At 56.7% G+C, this 17,147-nt stretch carries 18 protein-coding genes; 3 read left to right on the top strand and 15 right to left on the bottom strand.

The features are described 5' to 3' along the window. Positions 1-29 precede the first annotated feature (29 nt). Positions 30-518 carry a tetratricopeptide repeat protein gene (locus tag BLR97_RS17085; RefSeq protein WP_089707733.1) on the bottom strand — a complete coding sequence of 163 codons (489 nt, stop codon included), beginning with the start codon at positions 516-518 and terminating at the stop codon, positions 30-32. A gap of 250 nt (positions 519-768) precedes the next feature. Here BLR97_RS17085 and BLR97_RS17090 point away from each other — a divergent pair, with 250 nt between their 5' ends. Both BLR97_RS17090 and yaaA read left to right on the top strand, forming a co-directional pair. Then, positions 769-1,800, top strand: coding sequence for an NADP(H)-dependent aldo-keto reductase (locus BLR97_RS17090; protein WP_089707735.1), 1,032 nt, complete (start codon positions 769-771; stop codon positions 1,798-1,800). A gap of 106 nt (positions 1,801-1,906) precedes the next feature. Next, positions 1,907-2,686, top strand: a complete 780-nt coding sequence (gene yaaA / locus BLR97_RS17095) for a peroxide stress protein YaaA (protein WP_089707737.1) — start codon at positions 1,907-1,909, stop codon at positions 2,684-2,686. A gap of 14 nt (positions 2,687-2,700) precedes the next feature. Here the strand turns inward: yaaA and BLR97_RS17100 are convergent, their stop codons facing one another. Next, positions 2,701-3,276, bottom strand: a complete 576-nt coding sequence (locus BLR97_RS17100) for an isochorismatase family protein (RefSeq protein ID WP_089707739.1) — start codon at positions 3,274-3,276, stop codon at positions 2,701-2,703. A 208-nt stretch (positions 3,277-3,484) separates the two neighbouring features. Here BLR97_RS17100 and BLR97_RS17105 point away from each other — a divergent pair, with 208 nt between their 5' ends. Continuing rightward, positions 3,485-4,312 carry a Tim44 domain-containing protein gene (locus BLR97_RS17105; protein WP_089707741.1) on the top strand — a complete coding sequence of 276 codons (828 nt, stop codon included), beginning with the start codon at positions 3,485-3,487 and terminating at the stop codon, positions 4,310-4,312. A gap of 108 nt (positions 4,313-4,420) precedes the next feature. On the opposite strand, the gene BLR97_RS17110 is transcribed toward BLR97_RS17105, so the two are convergent. From BLR97_RS17110 to rpsT, 13 genes are all read right to left on the bottom strand, one after another. Further along, positions 4,421-5,440, bottom strand: coding sequence for a tryptophan--tRNA ligase (locus BLR97_RS17110; RefSeq protein WP_089707743.1), 1,020 nt, complete (start codon positions 5,438-5,440; stop codon positions 4,421-4,423). 77 nt (positions 5,441-5,517) lie between these two features. After that, positions 5,518-6,426, bottom strand: a complete 909-nt coding sequence (locus tag BLR97_RS17115) for a pilus assembly PilX family protein (RefSeq protein ID WP_139172972.1) — start codon at positions 6,424-6,426, stop codon at positions 5,518-5,520. 5 nt (positions 6,427-6,431) lie between these two features. Beyond that, positions 6,432-7,391 (bottom strand): PilW family protein, encoded by a 960-nt coding sequence (locus BLR97_RS17120; RefSeq protein ID WP_170833050.1) that lies wholly within the window; start codon positions 7,389-7,391, stop codon positions 6,432-6,434. A gap of 9 nt (positions 7,392-7,400) precedes the next feature. Beyond that, complete coding sequence (locus BLR97_RS17125) at positions 7,401-7,862, bottom strand: type IV pilus modification PilV family protein (RefSeq protein ID WP_089707750.1); 462 nt, start codon at positions 7,860-7,862, stop codon at positions 7,401-7,403. After that, positions 7,859-8,440 carry a pilus assembly FimT family protein gene (locus BLR97_RS17130; protein ID WP_244511362.1) on the bottom strand — a complete coding sequence of 194 codons (582 nt, stop codon included), beginning with the start codon at positions 8,438-8,440 and terminating at the stop codon, positions 7,859-7,861. The genes BLR97_RS17125 and BLR97_RS17130 overlap by 4 nt, the downstream gene beginning before the upstream one ends. Beyond that, positions 8,427-8,831 (bottom strand): type IV pilin protein, encoded by a 405-nt coding sequence (locus BLR97_RS20105; protein WP_280140212.1) that lies wholly within the window; start codon positions 8,829-8,831, stop codon positions 8,427-8,429. Before BLR97_RS20105 ends, BLR97_RS17130 begins: the two co-directional genes overlap by 14 nt. 66 nt (positions 8,832-8,897) lie before the next feature. Then, the gene (ispH, locus tag BLR97_RS17140; RefSeq protein WP_089707756.1) at positions 8,898-9,890 is read right to left on the bottom strand and encodes a 4-hydroxy-3-methylbut-2-enyl diphosphate reductase; all 993 of its coding nucleotides are present in this window, start codon (positions 9,888-9,890) and stop codon (positions 8,898-8,900) included. A 206-nt stretch (positions 9,891-10,096) separates the two neighbouring features. Beyond that, positions 10,097-10,543 carry an FKBP-type peptidyl-prolyl cis-trans isomerase gene (gene fkpB / locus BLR97_RS17145; protein WP_089707758.1) on the bottom strand — a complete coding sequence of 149 codons (447 nt, stop codon included), beginning with the start codon at positions 10,541-10,543 and terminating at the stop codon, positions 10,097-10,099. A gap of 4 nt (positions 10,544-10,547) precedes the next feature. Beyond that, on the bottom strand, positions 10,548-11,108 hold the full coding sequence (gene lspA / locus BLR97_RS17150; protein WP_089707760.1) for a signal peptidase II: 561 nt from the start codon (positions 11,106-11,108) through the stop codon (positions 10,548-10,550). Beyond that, the gene (ileS, locus tag BLR97_RS17155) at positions 11,101-13,932 is read right to left on the bottom strand and encodes an isoleucine--tRNA ligase (protein WP_170833051.1); all 2,832 of its coding nucleotides are present in this window, start codon (positions 13,930-13,932) and stop codon (positions 11,101-11,103) included. The genes lspA and ileS overlap by 8 nt, the downstream gene beginning before the upstream one ends. A 7-nt stretch (positions 13,933-13,939) precedes the next feature. Beyond that, the gene (gene ribF, locus BLR97_RS17160; protein WP_089707764.1) at positions 13,940-14,977 is read right to left on the bottom strand and encodes a bifunctional riboflavin kinase/FAD synthetase; all 1,038 of its coding nucleotides are present in this window, start codon (positions 14,975-14,977) and stop codon (positions 13,940-13,942) included. A gap of 88 nt (positions 14,978-15,065) precedes the next feature. After that, a complete protein-coding gene (gene murJ / locus BLR97_RS17165) occupies positions 15,066-16,643 on the bottom strand; it encodes a murein biosynthesis integral membrane protein MurJ (RefSeq protein ID WP_244511364.1) in 1,578 nt (525 codons plus the stop codon). A gap of 104 nt (positions 16,644-16,747) precedes the next feature. Next, a complete protein-coding gene (gene rpsT, locus BLR97_RS17170) occupies positions 16,748-17,014 on the bottom strand; it encodes a 30S ribosomal protein S20 (protein ID WP_089707766.1) in 267 nt (88 codons plus the stop codon). Positions 17,015-17,147 lie beyond the last annotated feature (133 nt).

Consider the following 17,147-nt stretch of genomic DNA (forward strand, 5'->3'; position numbering starts at 1 on the left):
GCCTCACTCACTAAAATAGGGGCGGCAAGTTATGCCGCAACACGTTCAGACGGCTGATGCACCAAACTTTGCCAATAGGCCGCTTGATCGGCATCGACCGTTAAACCCAGCTCGCCCACTCGGTAAGCCAGCGCGAGGCGCTCAGCCGCTAACGAATGGCCGGATTGTGCCGCGCGCGCATACCAGGTGACCGCGTAATCATCGCGGCGCGGGTACTGCGCGCAGCCCTTCTCATAAATGGTCGCTGCCTGATACTGCGACTTTATATCGCCCGCATGAGCAGCTTCCATCACATAACGCGCGCCGCGTGCTTTATCGTGAGGCGACAAGCTGCGCTGAAGCAGCATATGGCCGTAAACGGAAAGCGCGTCGGGATGGCCCGCCTCAGCACAGCGCTTAAATAAGCTTAGTGTTAACCGCTGGGTGCGCGGCGAGCGTGGCAACAACCAGCGATTATGAAATAGCCGTTCCGCTAGACGAAACTCTAGCCGAATGAACAAAGATGATGCCTGTGGCATGGCAAACGACTCTGCCTGTTTGTTGAAACATTGGGCTAGCCGTCACTCCCTATGAGACAACCAACCACGCGATAAACCGGCCCTTAGCCGGTCAATGGGCTGGCAAGCATACGCCTGCCATGGCGGGGACTCAACCCCTCTGATTTGCTGCTTGGCGAGCGCCTCGCTAACATGCCCAACAAACCTCGACGCGATGCGCTGAAATTGCCGTGCATCCCGTTTTTAATTGTGCTCATGCAAGGAGAAAACGATGCAAACGCGACCGCTGGGTAGAACGGGCATGGAAGTCAGCCGACTCTGTCTTGGCACCATGACGTATGGCGAACAAAATAGCGAAGCCGACGCCCACGAGCAGCTTGATCGCGCCGTCGCCTTCGGTATCAATTTTATTGATACCGCCGAAATGTACCCGGTACCGCCCAAAGCGGATACTCAAGGGCTAACCGAGCGCTATGTAGGTAGCTGGCTCAAGCAGCGCGGCGCCCGCGACGACGTGATTATCGCCAGCAAGGCCGCCGGTCCCGGCCTGGATCATATTCGTGGCGGGCCGCGCCTGACGCGCGACCATCTCTTCAAGGCGGTCGACGCAAGCCTTGAGCGCTTACAAACTGACTACATCGACCTTTATCAGTTGCACTGGCCTGATCGCAGCACCAACTTTTTCGGCAAGCTGGGCTATGTGCATAACGAAGAGGAAGACGCCACGCCGCTGGAAGAGACCTTAAGCGCGCTGAAAGAGCTGGTCGACGCTGGTAAAATCCGCGCTATTGGCCTGTCGAACGACACCCCCTGGGGCACCATGCGCGCCCTGCAGCTTGCCGAACAGCTCGACCTGCCGCGGGTTGCGTCGATCCAAAATCCCTACAACCTGCTCAACCGCTCGTTTGAAGTGGGCCTCGCCGAAATTGCCCACCGTGAAGACGTCGGGCTACTCGCCTATTCGCCGCTGGGCTTTGGCGTGCTGTCGGGCAAATACCTGAATGGCGCGAAGCCGCCCAATGGCCGCCTGACGCTATTCGAGCGCTTCAAGCGCTATACCTCGCCGGAAGCCGAAGCCGCTACCCATGCCTACGTTGCGCTAGCCCGAGACTACGGCCTCGACCCCGCGCAAATGGCGCTGGCCTTTGTCAACACGCGCAGTTTCTTGACCAGCAACATCATCGGCGCCACCACCATGGAGCAGTTGGAAAGCAACTTAGCCAGCGAAAGCCTTAAGCTTGACGACGACCTGCTGGAAGCGATCGAAGATATTCATCGCCGCATGCCCAACCCTTGCCCTTAACGCCTGCTGATCGCATCAGTTGGGCTATCAAGCCTATAGCCTCGGCCATCGCCGAGGCTTGGTATAATGCGGCCCATTACTTTCACGACGTCCCGAGGAACCCGCCATGTTGAGCGTTATTTCGCCGGCCAAAACGCTGGATTTTGAAACCCCATCGACCACCCAAGACGTCACCCAGCCGGATTTTCTGGATGATAGCCAAGCGCTGATCGATATTCTGCGCGACTACTCGCCTCAGCAAATCAGCGACCTAATGGGCATCAGCGATAAACTGGCGGGATTGAACGCGGCGCGCTTCGCCGAATGGCAGCCGCCTTTCTCGTTGGAAAACGCCAAGCCCGCCGCCCAGGCCTTCCAGGGGGATGTTTACACGGGCCTTGAAGCCGATACCTTCAATGACAGTGAGAACCGCTACGCCCAGCAGCACCTGCGTATTCTATCCGGGCTATACGGCCTGCTACGCCCGCTGGATTTAATCCAGCCCTACCGGCTGGAGATGGGTACCAAATTGCCTAATCCGGCAGGCAAGGATCTATATGCTTACTGGAAGCCCACGCTGACCTCGGCGCTGAACGCAGCGATTGCCGATAGCGGCTCAAAGGTGCTCGTCAACCTGGCTTCCAACGAGTATTTCAAAGCTGTCGACCCCCAGAAACTAGATGCACGAATCATCACGCCGGTGTTTAAGGACGAGAAAAACGGCACCTTCAAGATCATCAGCTTCTACGCCAAAAAGGCACGCGGCCTGATGAGCGCCTGGATGATTCGCAAGCAGGTCAACGACCCCGACGCGCTTAAAGACTTTGATGTCGCCGGCTACCGCTTTGACCCAGCCGCTTCCCAAGGCGACACCTTCGTCTTTAGCCGCCGCGAATCAGACCGTTAGGCTTGCCCAGGCAGTTAAAAAAACCGCACTGCCTTCCCCGCGCGGGGCTTCAAAAGCTGCTGGTGCACGGCGCTAAAAGATGCCGTGTCGCAGCGATGGAGCCACTCGTAAGCTACCATATCCGCCGACACCGCCTGTGCACCCAAGGCACAGGCGCGTTCGCGGGCCATAACTGCTTCGTGACTTCGCCGGCTTGCCGTTGCCTCGCTTAGCCAATACACCGCGTAGCCTTCCTCTAACAGCCCCAATGCCGTTTGCAGCACACAAATATGCGCCTCGGTACCGCATAGCACGATTTGATGCCGTCCTGTTGCGCTTAGCGCCTCACGAAACGCCGCTTCTTCCGTAGCGGCAAAGTGGTGTTTATGCCATATCGTGGGTCGTTGCTGCCCGTCCAATAACACCGGTGCGGTACCGCCGAGTTTTTCCGGCATTTGTTCGGTCATCCACACGGGGATTTCCAACATATCTGCCACGCCTAACAGCCAATGAGCCTCGCCTATAGCCGCCTCTCCACCTTCGATCACCGGCAGCAACCCGGCCTGAAAATCGACCATCAACAGCAAACTTTTATCTCGTTGCAAACGCACGATGCCACCTCGTTATTGTCTTTATATCAACCTTGATTGAAACAGGCGGCGCCCGGCGCGCATAGGCGTTAAACTATCCACCAGAACTCACCACCAGAACGATCCACCAATACTAACCACCCAGTACTTAATACCGGTACTATCCAACCTTACGCCCCCATTGTATTCCCTTTGCGCCCAGCGGCGCTTGATGACCTGGAGAGACACGATGTTACGACAGTTTTTTGTCATGTTATTGGTAAGCGCGATGGGCTTTGGCTTGGCGGTTGAATCCGCCGATGCCCGTCGTCTGGGCGGCGGCGCTAGCAGCGGTAGTTTTTCGCGCTCGGCCGACCGGCCCGCGGCCACGCAGCAAGCCCAAACCAACCGTGACCAAGGCCTGGCCGGTACGACAGCCCGCCGGGGTGGCATGGGCGGTATGCTAGGTGGCTTAATGGCCGGCGGGCTATTGGCAGCACTGTTCTTTGGCGGTGCCTTTGATGAGCTGCGCTTAATGGATCTGCTGGTCATGGCTGGCGTCGCCTTGCTGGCAGTAATGGCGTTTCGCGCAATGCGCCAGCCTGCACCTTCGCCTTCCGGACACGCCCGATCCACTAGCACGTCGACTGCGACACGTTTCGAGGAACAAGGCAGCGGCGCGCCCAGCTACTTAGCAGGCTCGGCAACGCCGGAATGGTTTGATAAGGAGCGCTTCCTGAGCGGGGCCAAAGAGCATTTCATGACCCTGCAACGTGCCTGGGATAACAACGATTTCAGCCGCCTTCAGGAGTATGTAACGCCCGAATACTATAACGTCCTGCGCGCAGAACGGGCTCAGCAGCCGGCCAATAACCACACCGAAATTGTGCGCTTGTTCGCCGAGCTGGGTGACGTTGCCGAAACCGGAGACCACGCCGAGGCTACGGTGATTTTCCACGGCCTGCTGGAAGAAAACGGCGAGCAAACCGAGTTCAACGAAACCTGGCACTTAACCCGCACCATGCGCGACAACGCGCCCTGGTATCTGCAAGGTATCGAGCAGAATCCGGGTGCTTAACCACGCAGTACATAGCTGACAGCGTTAATAAAAAACACCCCGCTTTTTTAACTTAAAGCGGGGTGTTTGTATTTTAGGGCGTCGCCAGCACATAGGCAGAGATGACAATCAGCTAAAACGCCCCAGGCCCACGGCGGCGCGTAACCGATCCATGGTCACAGCGGTTTCCTCACGGGCACGCTCGGCGCCGCGCTGTAGCACGGCTTCGATATGGCCGGGATCCTCCATCAGCTTGTTGTAGCGCTCGCGAGGTTTCTCCAGGTGAGCATTGAGATACTCAAATACCTGGTTTTTCGCATCGCCCCAGCCAATGCCCTCGGCGTACTGCTGACGCATGGCCGTGGTTTCCTCGGCGGAGGCAAAGGCCGCATAAATCTGAAAGAGCGTACAGGTATCGGGGTCTTTCGGCTCGCCGGGTTCCAGCGAGTTGGTTTTGATTTTACGCACCAGCTTTTGCAGCTTTTTCTCGGCCACAAACAGCGGAATCGTATTGTTGTAGCTCTTGGACATCTTGCGCCCGTCCAGCCCGCCGAGTACTTGGCTCTTTTCGTCCACCACCGCGTTGGGCAAGGTAAAGTAGTCGCCTTTATACAAGTGGTTAAAGCGCCCGGCGATATCCCGCGCCATCTCAATATGCTGGATTTGATCGCGGCCTACCGGCACCTTGTGGGCGTTGAACATCAGGATATCGGCGGCCATCAGCACAGGGTAGCCAAACAACCCCATGGTGATGCCTTTATCCGGATCCTGATTGCCCGCCTCCTCGTTCTCCGCCACGGCGGCTTTGTAGGCGTGGGCGCGGTTCATCAGCCCCTTGGCGCACACGCAGGACAGCATCCAGGTCAGCTCGGGGATTTCCAGAATATCCGACTGGCGATAAAAAATAGCGTTATCGGTATCCAACCCCAGCGCCAGCCAGGTCGCGGCGATTTCCAGGCGCGACTGCTGAACACGTTTAGGATCCTGGCACTTGATCAGCGCGTGGTAATCGGCCAAAAAGTAGAACGACTGTACGCTGGGGTCTTGGCTCGCCTCAATGGCGGGTTTGATCGCCCCCACGTAGTTACCCAGGTGGGGCGTCCCCGATGTGGTGATGCCGGTGAGAACACGGGTTTTGGATTGGGTCATAAGAGCACGGCTACCTTTAGGAACGACACGTTTTTGACGATGTTACCAATTTCCGCCTCAATCATCAGCTTATCGTCTTAAAACTGCTTCCAAGTATTCCCACCGCCCCCCGCCTCGCTTTCGAAACCCAGGTTATCCGTGACAAAATCTTCCACCCAGTCGCAACCTTGATTATCGGCGAGGGTGCCGCCATTAACCGTTGCATCTTCATTGGCGCAAACATTGATATCGAAGGTTTGGCCACCGCCGCCATTAAGGGTCACGTCGCCACCCGACCAAACAGATCCTTTTATCCCGTCTTTTTCCCCAACCCCCTTGAACGTAATTTTTCCCGGTGTAATCAGTGTCAGCTCATCGACATCACCTTTCACATTGGAGTTGAAATCACCTGTGTAAATAAGGGTTACTCCATCCAAACTTTCGTCTAAGTCGTCTGAAAAAGCACTATCACAATAATATACACCGCCGCGCGTATAACTACTTACATTGCAGTTTTCTTCTACGCTTAAGTCTGCAAAATTCTCTACAAGCCAATCAAAGAAACCTTCCGCATCTGTCTCATTCAAGAAAGGAGGCACGCTTTCTCCATCACCAAACCCTCTTGCAACAAAACTCACGGCCGAGGCTTGTTGAATACGTCCTTGCACCAGAAGGAGCTCATTCCCCTGACTATCCTCGCAAGTCAAGTATCGTGCCGAGCTTTCATCACCCAGGCCCGATATCACCATTGCATTCCATTTACTTTCATCTATAGACAAATAGTCGCCAACCAGCTCGTCACAATTACCCACAGATGTTCCTAGGTCATTTCCATCTAAACGGCTTGCACCGTTTTCAGCCACCATCTGCGCACTCACACTCGCCCGATAATTGCCCGCCAGCCTCTCATTGACTAACGCAGAATTCATTCCGGATAGGCCAATCATTAGCGCTCCAGAAAGTAATGCGAGGACGATGATAAGGGCAGCACCCTGCTGTTTAGCCACAACGTTTACTCCTCGACAGCCTCATCAAGTGAATAATAAGGCTCTAAAAGACACCAGGATTCACGGCTTTCCTCTTGAGAAGAAAAGTTATTCATCGTGAAATTGCTCGTAGAAAGTACACTCCCTACAAAACTGACGCCATTAGAACCGAGGCTGATATTCTGTGCACTCCAGAAAACACCCGAAAGCTGTGCGTTTTGATTATTGGAACCATTCATATTGATGGCATTCTTGGCGACCAAACCGATATCCACAGTGGACTGATTGTTATTTACTTGAAAAGAAATCCCTTGCTCCGCCATAATTACTTTTCCATTTAACCCTTCAACATCGAAATTATTTAAATTGTTATCACAATAAAAAAACTTTTCGCTCGACTCTCGCATTTCACTGGCGCTGCAAGTTTTAAGCACCTCGTCCCTGCCTTGCATACTATCGATAAAACTAACTGGTGAAGGAACGCGACTTCCTGCCAGAAACGCATCACCTTCCTCATTACCGCCTGGTAAACAAGAGCGTTTTTGACGTTCCATCGTATGGAAAGAGAGTGACTCTAAACTTCCATCATCACGTTTAAAATCGAGCGTAAACCGATGGTAGCCTTCTATCGGCTCCCCAGGCGTCAACTCTCCTGCGCGAACAAATCTTTCGGTACTACACTCGCCTTCATATAAAGCGAGCCCACCAACAATCGGCTCTCCCGATGAGTTACGTATGGAACACTCATTGGGTATGTCTGTGGTTTTTGCCAATGTATAGCCTGTTTCGCCCTTCCTGTAGGCATTAACTAGCCTACTGGTCGCAAATATCACAGTCTCTTGTTTTCGATTTAGCTCATCCACTTTCTGAAACGTCTGAAAGGTCGTCAAAAAAAGCTGGCCAGCACCTAGAATAATAATGGTGCCAATAGCCATGGCTACCATTAACTCCACAAGGGTAAAGCCTGTTTGACGTCGAGAGGGCATCATCATTCCCTAGTAATTATCAGGAAGGCGAAAGGTATAGGTAAACGTTTCTTCAGGTGTATCACTCGCCTCGCTACCAAAGCTCACCTCAATTAAAAACTCACAGCTATCCAGGTTATAGCGTTCAGAGTTTTGATCGTAAATGGCGCCTTCAAAATTACGCGTAGGGAGCAGACTTTCCTCTTCAAACCAATAACTGTTCCAACCCTGGCTGCCTTCACTTCCTTGCAAAGTTATCGCATTATCCACTGAAATATCTTCGCAACTATCTCCACTGGGTAGTTGAGCTAAGGCTGCCCATAGCCTTTCTTGAGCATCTACAGCTGCGAGCGTTACTACCGAACGCTGATAGCCAGCGGAAGCGCTTTGCAACGCTTTGAGCTGCATGGCCGCCACGCCTACGAGGCCAAGTGATAACACAAGCAGCGCGATCAGGGCTTCGACAAGGCTGAAACCGCGTTGTGACGTCATGAGGCCACCTTGCGCAGACTGCCGGTTTCGCGAACCCGGATCGTCACCGGGTCGATAGCGTCTTCCGGGTCGGCGGGCGCCAGCGTCATCTCACACTGGCTATCACCGTCGCCGCAGCCGCTGATATCGGCATCGCCCAGGCTTTCAAACACCAGTGAGAAATGACCTTCGGGCTGGGTAATATTGGCCGCTTGCCCCACACGCATGATGGCGGCATCGCCTTCGTTCTGGGGGCTCTCAGCCCAGTAACACCAGGTCGCGTACGCGTAACGGGGGCCGTCGTCGCCACTATCATTCACTCGCTCACCATCGCGGCACTCATCGGGGCGACGAGTCGAGATTGGCGTATTGGGCGGCGAGAAGCTGACGGTGATCGGTTGACGCTGCTTGATGGCTTCGCTGCGCGCAAAGGTCATTACCGAAAGCAGCTGATTAACGTCACCGGCGAGCTGTTGGCGAGCCATAAAGGTAGAAAAGGATGGCACGGCGACCATCATCAGCAGCGACGCGATGATCAGTGTCAGCATCAACTCAATGAGCGTAAAGCCTCGTTGCTGCACTGGGTCACCAACAGTCACGGGGCGTCCTTTCACCGATTGCATTGAAGGTTATATCCTCAGGACAGCCATCGTCTCGGTCGGTATGAGCTCTAAGGGTGTAACCACCATCTTGGCTTTTTTCCGGCATATTAATGGTGTAATGCCCCTCTGGCGAGGTAGTCGGCACATCATCGCAATCGTCGTATGAATAGGTTCGGGTGTTACAGCGCTCAAGCGCCGATGCCGCCTGCATCAGCGCCGCGTGGGCATCGGTGCGCATCGATTTTTGTACGTAGCGGGTATAGCTTGGGTAGGCAATGGAGGCGACGATCCCAATAATCACCAACACAATCATTAATTCAATGAGGGTAAAGCCGCGCTGGCCGTTCCGTAAAAAACGGCCAGTGGTAAGATGAGAAACATAAGGCACGCGGCTCTGCTCCTGTATTAGTTGACGCATACTTTTTCAGTATGTCGCAAACTCATACGCTTTGCATTAGTCGCTGGCAATCACCCGCTCACGTAACTCACGCGGCATAGAGAACGTAATGGTCTCCTCGCGGCCGAGTAGCTCCTGGGGGGTGGCTGCCCCCATGCTTTGCAGGCGTTCGATCACGCCTTTGACCAGCACTTCCGGGGCGCTGGCACCGGCGGTAACACCCACCCGCGCCACGCCGTCCAGCCATTCGGGGTTTACCTGGTCGGCGTTATCAATCAGATAGGCCGGCGTACCCATGCGCTCGGAAAGCTCGCGCAGGCGGTTCGAGTTAGAACTATTGGGGCTGCCCACCACCAGCAGTAGATCGCTGTCGGCGGCGAGTTCGCGCACCGCGTCCTGGCGGTTTTGCGTGGCATAGCAAATGTCGTCTTTGCGCGGCCCCTGAATCTCGGGGAATTTATCGCGCAGCGCGTCGATCACCTTGGCGGTGTCGTCCATCGATAGCGTGGTTTGGGTGACAAAGGCCAGTTGGGAAGGATCATTTACGTCCAGATTGGCGGCGTCGTGTTCGTCTTCCACCAGGTAGATGCGGCCCCCGTGGGAGGTATCGTAACGCCCCATGGTGCCTTCGACTTCCGGGTGGCCCTGATGGCCAATCAAGATGCATTCCTGCCCACGCTTGGCGTAACGCAGTACTTCAAGATGCACCTTGGTCACCAGCGGGCAGGTGGCGTCAAACACTTTCAGGCCGCGCTGCTCGGCTTCTTGCTGAACCGCGCGGGACACGCCGTGGGCTGAGAAAATCACAATCACATCGTCGGGCACTTCGTGGAGCTCTTCGACAAACACCGCGCCGCGCTCGCGCAACGTTTCCACCACAAAGCGGTTGTGCACCACTTCATGGCGGACGTAAATCGGCGGCCCAAACACATCCAGCGCCCGGTTAACGATATCGATCGCGCGATCAACGCCTGCACAAAAACCGCGCGGGTTGGCCAGTTTGATCTCGATGGGATGTGTTTGCTGCTGTGATTGCGTTTTTGACAACATAAGTAGCGCCTTGATGCAGAGCACCGTTAGATAAATTCAGCCGCCGGCAAGTGGGTCGTTACGTAGGGAGCCTCTAATTAACGTAATGAGCGCAGGCCAGACAAGGCAAAAATCAGTGAAAAAGCGGAGTTTACAAGTTGTAAATGAGCATTTTGAGCTGATTTTTAACGCCGTATGGGCAAGCGCAATAGTTAAGCAGAGGTTACCTAGTGCGTTGTGACCGGTTTTACGTCAAGCACTTCAACGTCAAACGTCAGTGTACGACCCGCCAACGGGTGATTAAAGTCGACCTCGATCCGATCACCTTCAATGGTTTTGACCACGCCAGGCAATTCCGTTCCCGCTTTATCGGCAAACGACATGACCATGCCGATTTCGGGCGTTTCATCGCCGAAGTCGTCGCGCTTCAGCGTTTGAATATTCTGCGAGTTATGCTGCCCAAAGGCATGCTCGGGCGTAATCTCGAAGCTGCCCTGCTGGCCCGCTTGCATGCCCTTAATCGGATGCTCAAAGCCGGGCGGCAGGTTGCCATCGCCATATTGAAAGGTAGCAGCCGTTTTCTCTTTGGTTGAGTCCACCACCGTGCCGTCTTCCAGCTTAAGCGTGAAGTGTAAAGTCACTTCCATGCCATCATCAATTTGGTAGTCGCTCATTGCGTTACTCGCTGTTGGAGGGAGACGAGGTGCGCTGGGCTTTTTTGCGTCGCCGATCGCCCATCACCGATTCCCAAATTAGCCCGACGGCGCCTAGGGTAATGCCTATGTCCGCCACGTTAAATGCGGGGTAGTACCAGCCTGCCGCGTGGAACGATAAAAAATCGACCACGTAGCCGTGCACCAGCCGGTCGTAGAGATTCCCCAGCGCACCGCCGATAATCAACGGCAGCGCCACGGCCAGCAGCTTTTCATCGACCTTAATGCGCGACAACCACACCGTCAGGCCGATACTCGCGCCAATGGCGACAATCGCAAAGAACCAGCGCTGCCAACCGGGATGGTCGGCCAAAAAGCTGAACGCCGCGCCAGTGTTGTGCAGCAGCGTTAAGTTGAAAAACGGCAGCACTTCCAACGGCTGGGCGTAGTTCAACATGCTGCTCGCCAGATACTTGGTGGCCAAGTCCAGTACGATCACCGCCGCCGCCAGCCACAGCCAACGCAGCGGCCGGTGCATCGGCGGCCGCGGGTGTGGGTCGCTCACGGTTGAGGCGCTCTTAGGCATAGTAACGAATCTCACCGCTGCCTTCGGGGAGGTTACTGATGCAGCGCCCGCATAGATCCGGATACTCGGTATGGGTGCCAACATCAGGGCGATGGTGCCAGCAGCGCTCGCACTTGGTGTTGTCGCTGGCTTTGACCGCGACTTTCAGGCTGTCTAGCTCGGTGGCTTCCGCCTCCCCCGCTTCGGCCAAGGGCTTGAGCGTGACTTCACTGGTCAGCATCACAAACCGTAGTTCATCGCCGAGTTTCTCAAGCGTCGCGTTAAGCTCGTCGCTGACGTAAAGCGTGACTTCGGCGGCCAGGCTGCCCTTGATCACCTTGGCGTTACGCGCATCTTCCAAGCACTTGTTAACCGCGTTCTTAACTTCCAGCACCTGCTCCCAGAAGTTGCGGCCCATGCTAGCCTCGGCGTCCAGAGTTTCAAGCCCGGTGTAGTAGGTTGCAAGCAGGATGCTGTCACCGCGCTCGCCGGGGATGTGCTCGTAAATTTCCTCGGCGGTGAACGACAGAATCGGCGCGATCCAACGGGAGAGTGCTTCCACTACGTGGTACAGCGCGGTTTGTGCACTGCGCCGCGCGAGCGAATCGGCTTGCGTGGTGTACTGGCGATCCTTAATCACATCCAGGTAGAAGCCACCCAGTTCCCGGGCGCAGAAACCGTGCACCTGCTGGTACACGTCCAGGAAACGATACTCTTCATAGGCTTTTTCGATTCGCCCCTGAAGCTGCGCGGCGCGGTCGACCACCCACTGATCCAGCGCCAGCATATCGCCAAACGCCACCCGATCCTTCTCGGGGTCGAAGCCGTTCAGGTTCGAGAGCAGGAAGCGCGCGGTGTTGCGGATACGCCGATACACATCCGCGGTGCGCTTGAGGATCTCGTCCGACACGGCCATTTCGCCGGAGTAGTCGGTCGAGGCGACCCACAGACGCAGAATATCGGCACCCAGCTTATCCATCACCGTTTGCGGCACCACCACGTTGCCGATCGACTTGGACATCTTGCGGCCTTGGGCATCCACGGTGAAGCCGTGGGTCAGCAACTGGCGATACGGCGCGTGGCCATCGATGGCCGAGCCGGTGAGCAGCGACGAGTGGAACCAGCCACGGTGCTGGTCGGAGCCTTCTAGGTACAAGTCCGCCCGCGGGCCGCTTTCGTGGCCGTGGGGGTGCGAGCCGCGCAGCACGTGGCGGTGGGTGGTTCCGGAGTCAAACCACACGTCCAGCGTATCGGTGACCTTGTCATAATCCGCCGCTTCTGCGCCCAGCAACTCAGCCGGATCAAGTTTGAACCAGGCGTCGATGCCTTCCTTCTCGACACGCTTGGCGGCCTCTTCCATCAGTTCAACCGTGTTTGGGTGAAGCTCGCCGGTTTGCTTGTGCAGGAAGAACGGGATCGGCACGCCCCAGTTACGCTGCCGGGAAATACACCAGTCCGGACGGTTGGCGATCATGCTGTGTAGGCGTGCCTGCCCCCAGGCGGGGGTAAATTCGGTGGCGTCGATACCTTCCAGCGCGCGTTCGCGCAGGGTCTTGCCATCTTTGCCTTGCACGTCCATGCCCACAAACCACTGAGCGGTAGCGCGGTAGATCACCGGTGTTTTATGCCGCCAGCAGTGCATGTAGCTGTGCTTGATCGGGATATGCGCCATCAGCGCACCCACTTCGCGCAATTTGTCGACGATGTGTGGGTTGGCCTTCCAGATCATCTGCCCGCCGAAGAACGGCAGGTCGTCGGCGTACACGCCATTGCCCTGCACCGGATTGAGCATGTCATCGAACTCCATGCCATGCTCGCGGCAGGTAATAAAGTCGTCCATGCCGTAGGACGGCGCCGAGTGCACAATACCGGTGCTGCCCACTTCGGACTCGACGTAGTCGGCCAGGTACACCGGCGACAAGCGGTCGTAGAACGGGTGGCGGAAATTGATTAAATCCAGCGCCTCGCCTTTCGCGGTGGCGATCACTTCACCGGTTAGCTCGTAGCGCTCCAGGCAGCTTTCGACCAGCTCTTCGGCCAGCAGCAACAGCCGCTCGCCGGTATCCACCAGTGCGTAGGTAAACTCGGGGTGAACGTTGAGCGCCTGGTTGGCGGGAATGGTCCAGGGCGTGGTGGTCCAGATCACGATCGCTGCGGGCTTGGGCAATTCGCTCAGGCCAAAGGCAGCAGCGAGCTTGCCGGCATCTTCCACCGGGAAGGCCACGTCGATGGCGTCGGACTTCTTGTCGGCGTACTCGACCTCAGCTTCGGCCAGCGCCGAACCGCAGTCAAAACACCAATTCACCGGCTTCAGGCCTTTGAACACATAGCCCGCATCGACCATTTCCGCCAGCGCGCGCATCTCGCCGGCTTCGTTGGCAAAATCCATCGAGCGGTAAGGGTGATCCCAATCGCCAATGATGCCCAAGCGCACAAAGTCTGCCAACTGGGTTTCAATCTGCGCAGCAGCGTACTCGCGGCATAGCTCGCGAGCGTGATCCGGCGCCAGGTGCTTGCCGTGGGTGGTTTCCACCTTGTGTTCGATGGGCAGGCCGTGGCAGTCCCAACCCGGTACATAGGGCGCGTCAAAGCCCGCCAGGTTCTTCGATTTGACGATAATATCTTTAAGAATTTTGTTAACGGCGTGACCGATATGAATGCTGCCGTTGGCGTAGGGAGGGCCATCGTGAAGCACAAACAGCGGCGCCCCCGCGCGTTCTTCGCGCAGGCGCTGATAGAGGTTCATATCCTGCCATGTTGACACGCGCCCCGGCTCCTGCTTGGGCAGCATACCGCGCATGGGGAAGTCGGTTTCTGGCAAATTGAGCGTGTGCTTATAATCCATAGTCCGGTCAGCCGTCGTTATCATCAGCGGAATCGCCCGCCAAGAAGGAATCAGAAGAAGCGGTCTCTCGCCCGAGCGGGGCCGAGGCCAGCGGAAATGTTGCGTTTTTGCCAGCGGCGGCGGTCGCAAAGTAGCGCCGTGCCTGGCGCTGATCGCGCTCAATCTGCGCTTTCAGTGCCTCAATATCGTCAAACTTCACCTCGCCGCGCAACCGCGCGCAGGGCACTACCGTCATGCGTTGGCCGTAAAGATCACCTGAAAAATCGAACAGATGCACCTCCAGGGTCGGCCGCGTGGCGCCCACCGTGGGCCGAAACCCAACGTTGGCCACGCCTAAATGGCGCTCGCCGTTTTCCAGCTCACCAATCACCGCGTACACCCCGCGCAAGGTAAGCGGCTGCGGCAGCATAGGTAGATTAGCGGTGGGCACGCCGATGGTGCGCCCCAGTTGCTGGTCGCGCACCACTCGGCCATCCACCGAATAAGGCCGCCCCAGCAAACCCGCAGCGGCAGAGAAATTACCGCTGGCCAGCAAGGTGCGCACCCGCGAGCTGGAAACACGCTCGTTGTCTACCGTAAAGGTGCGCGTATGCTCCACACCAAAGCCCTGCTCGCGGCCTACCGCTTCCAACAGGGTAAAATCGCCGCGCCGGTCGCAGCCGAAGCGGAAGTCATCCCCCACCACCAAGTGTTTGACGTTCAACCCGTCGATCAGCACCTGGTCGATAAACTCGCGCCCGGTAAGGCTACGTAGCGCATCGTTAAACGGCAGGCACAGCACCTGTTCAGCCCCGTGCTTGCCCAGCAAGCGCACCTTTTCGCGCAGCCGGGTAAGCCGTGGCGGCGCTTGGTCTCCAGCAAAATATTCCCGCGGCTGAGGCTCAAACACCACCACGGTTACCGGCCCGCCTACGCGCGTGGCGTGCTCGCGGCACTGCTGTAAAATCGCTTGATGGCCGCGATGCACGCCATCAAAATTACCAATGGTCGCCACGCAGCCCTGCGAAGACGCAGTTAAATTGTGCAAACCTCGAATGACCCGCATGGCACCTCAGCCGTTTAGCCCGCTCGCCGCTCAATAAGCGGTCGGCAAAGCCTTTGATTATAACGAACCTAGCCGCCGCCGTGCAGCGTTAAGCGCGCATTTTCAAATGCCGCACCCGTAACCCAAACACACCCAGCCAAGCAAAATACAGCCCAGCGCCGAGCGCGACCAGTCCCGACACCCACGCAACCCGCTGCCACAGGCTCATCGCCAGCCACTGCGTCCACTCGGGGGCGATGACATAAAGCGCGACACACATCAGCGTGCTGCCGCCCAACAACTGCACTGCGAAGCGCCTCCAGCCGGGCTGAAACACCAGCACACCTTCTTTGCGCAGCAAGTAACCCAGCAGACCAGCGTTCAAAAATGCCGACAGCGCTGTGGCCAGCGCTAACCCGGCATGGGCTAAAGGCCATATCAGTATCAGGTTAAATACCATGTTGGCGACCATGGCAAAAATGCCCACCTTCACTGGCGTTACCGTATTTTGGCGGGCGAAAAAGCCCGGCGCGAGCACCTTGATCAGCATAAAAGCGACCAACCCGAATGCGTAGGCGCGCAGACTCATGGCCGCCATTTGAATATCGGTATCGGTCATCGCGCCGTAATGGAACAGCGTGATCAGCAAAGGCTCGGCCAGCACCGCCAGCGCCAAGGCCGCAGGCAAGCCGAGCAACAGCACCAGACGAATCGCCCAGTCGAGCATCGCCGCGAAATGCGCGCTGGATTGTTCTGCATGACGCTTGGACAGCGCCGGCAAAATCACCGTGCCAATCGCCACGCCAAACACCCCCAACGGCAGCTCGACCAGCCTATCTGAGTAATACAGCCACGACACGCTGCCCGCGGCGAGCAACGAGGCCAACACGGTATCCAGCAGCAGGTTAATCTGCGATACCGAAACGCCAAACAATGCCGGGCCCATCAGCTTTAAAATGCGCCGCACGCCGTCGTGGGCAAGGTTCGGCCAGGGTGTGGGCATCAACCCCAGGCGCAGCAAAAACGGCACCTGAAACACCAACTGCGCCACGCCCGCGATTAATACCCCCCAGGCCAGCGCCATGGCGGGCTCTTCCATCAGCGGAGTGAGCAACAAGGCAGCACCAATCAACGACAGATTGAGCAGCACCGGGGTAAACGCCGGGACGGCAAAGCGGTTCCAGGTATTCAGCACGCTACCGGCAAAGGCGGTGAGCGAAATCAGCAATAAATACGGGAAGGTTAGCCGCAGCATATCGGCGGTCATCGCCAGCTTTTCCGGGTCGCGGCCAAACCCCGGCGCAAACAGCCACACCAGCCAGGGCGCGCCGAGCATGGCAAGCGCGGTAATCAGCGCCAGAATGGCAGTTAAACTACCTGCCACGGCGTTAAGCAGCTCGCGGATTTCCTGCCTGTCGCGCTGGGTCGAGTACTCGGAAAGCACTGGCACAAAAGCCTGGTTGAACGCGCCTTCGGCAAATAAGCGACGCAGAAAGTTGGGGATTTTAAAGGCCACAAAAAACGCATCGGCCCCGTCGCCCGCACCTAATAGCGTCGCCACCACCACATCGCGCGCGAGCCCAAGAACCCGCGACAGCATGGTCATGGCACTGACGATCAACCCCGAGCGCATCAACCCACGCCGGGGGATCAACTGGCGGTCTTCCGGCTGTGAATTCGTGGTCATCGCCTTAAGTCATCCTTGCCCGTAACATATCGACACCGTCCATAAACAAATGCCACAGACACAAAAAAACCGGCCGTAGCCGGTTTTTTAAGGCGCCTGCCGGCTTACGCCGCCAGTGCTTTAATGCGCTTGTTCAAGCGGCTTTTCAGACGCGCGGCTTTCTTCTTAGAAAGCACGTCTTTATCAGCGATGCGGTCGATGACCGGCTGCGCTGTCTTGAACTCTTGCATCGCCTGGGCATGGTCACCGGTGCTGATTGCTTTAACAACACGCTTGATGTAGGTGCGGACCATGCTGCGTTGGCTAGCTTTCAGGACACGACGGTTCTCGGCCTGACGGGCGCGCTTGCGAGCTTGCTTGCTGTTCGCCACTGGATATCTCCTTGGAGAATAAAGGTTGCCTCATCGGGCAACGGATTAACTATGTGTTCGTCGCGAGCCATCTAGGGCCATACGACGCTTCCGTAACAACCAATTGATTTGGCGACTAATTTTGTGCAATAAG

Origin of the sequence: Vreelandella arcis, assembly GCF_900103865.1 — a bacterium.
GTDB classification, from domain to species: Bacteria; Pseudomonadota; Gammaproteobacteria; order Pseudomonadales; family Halomonadaceae; genus Vreelandella; species Vreelandella arcis.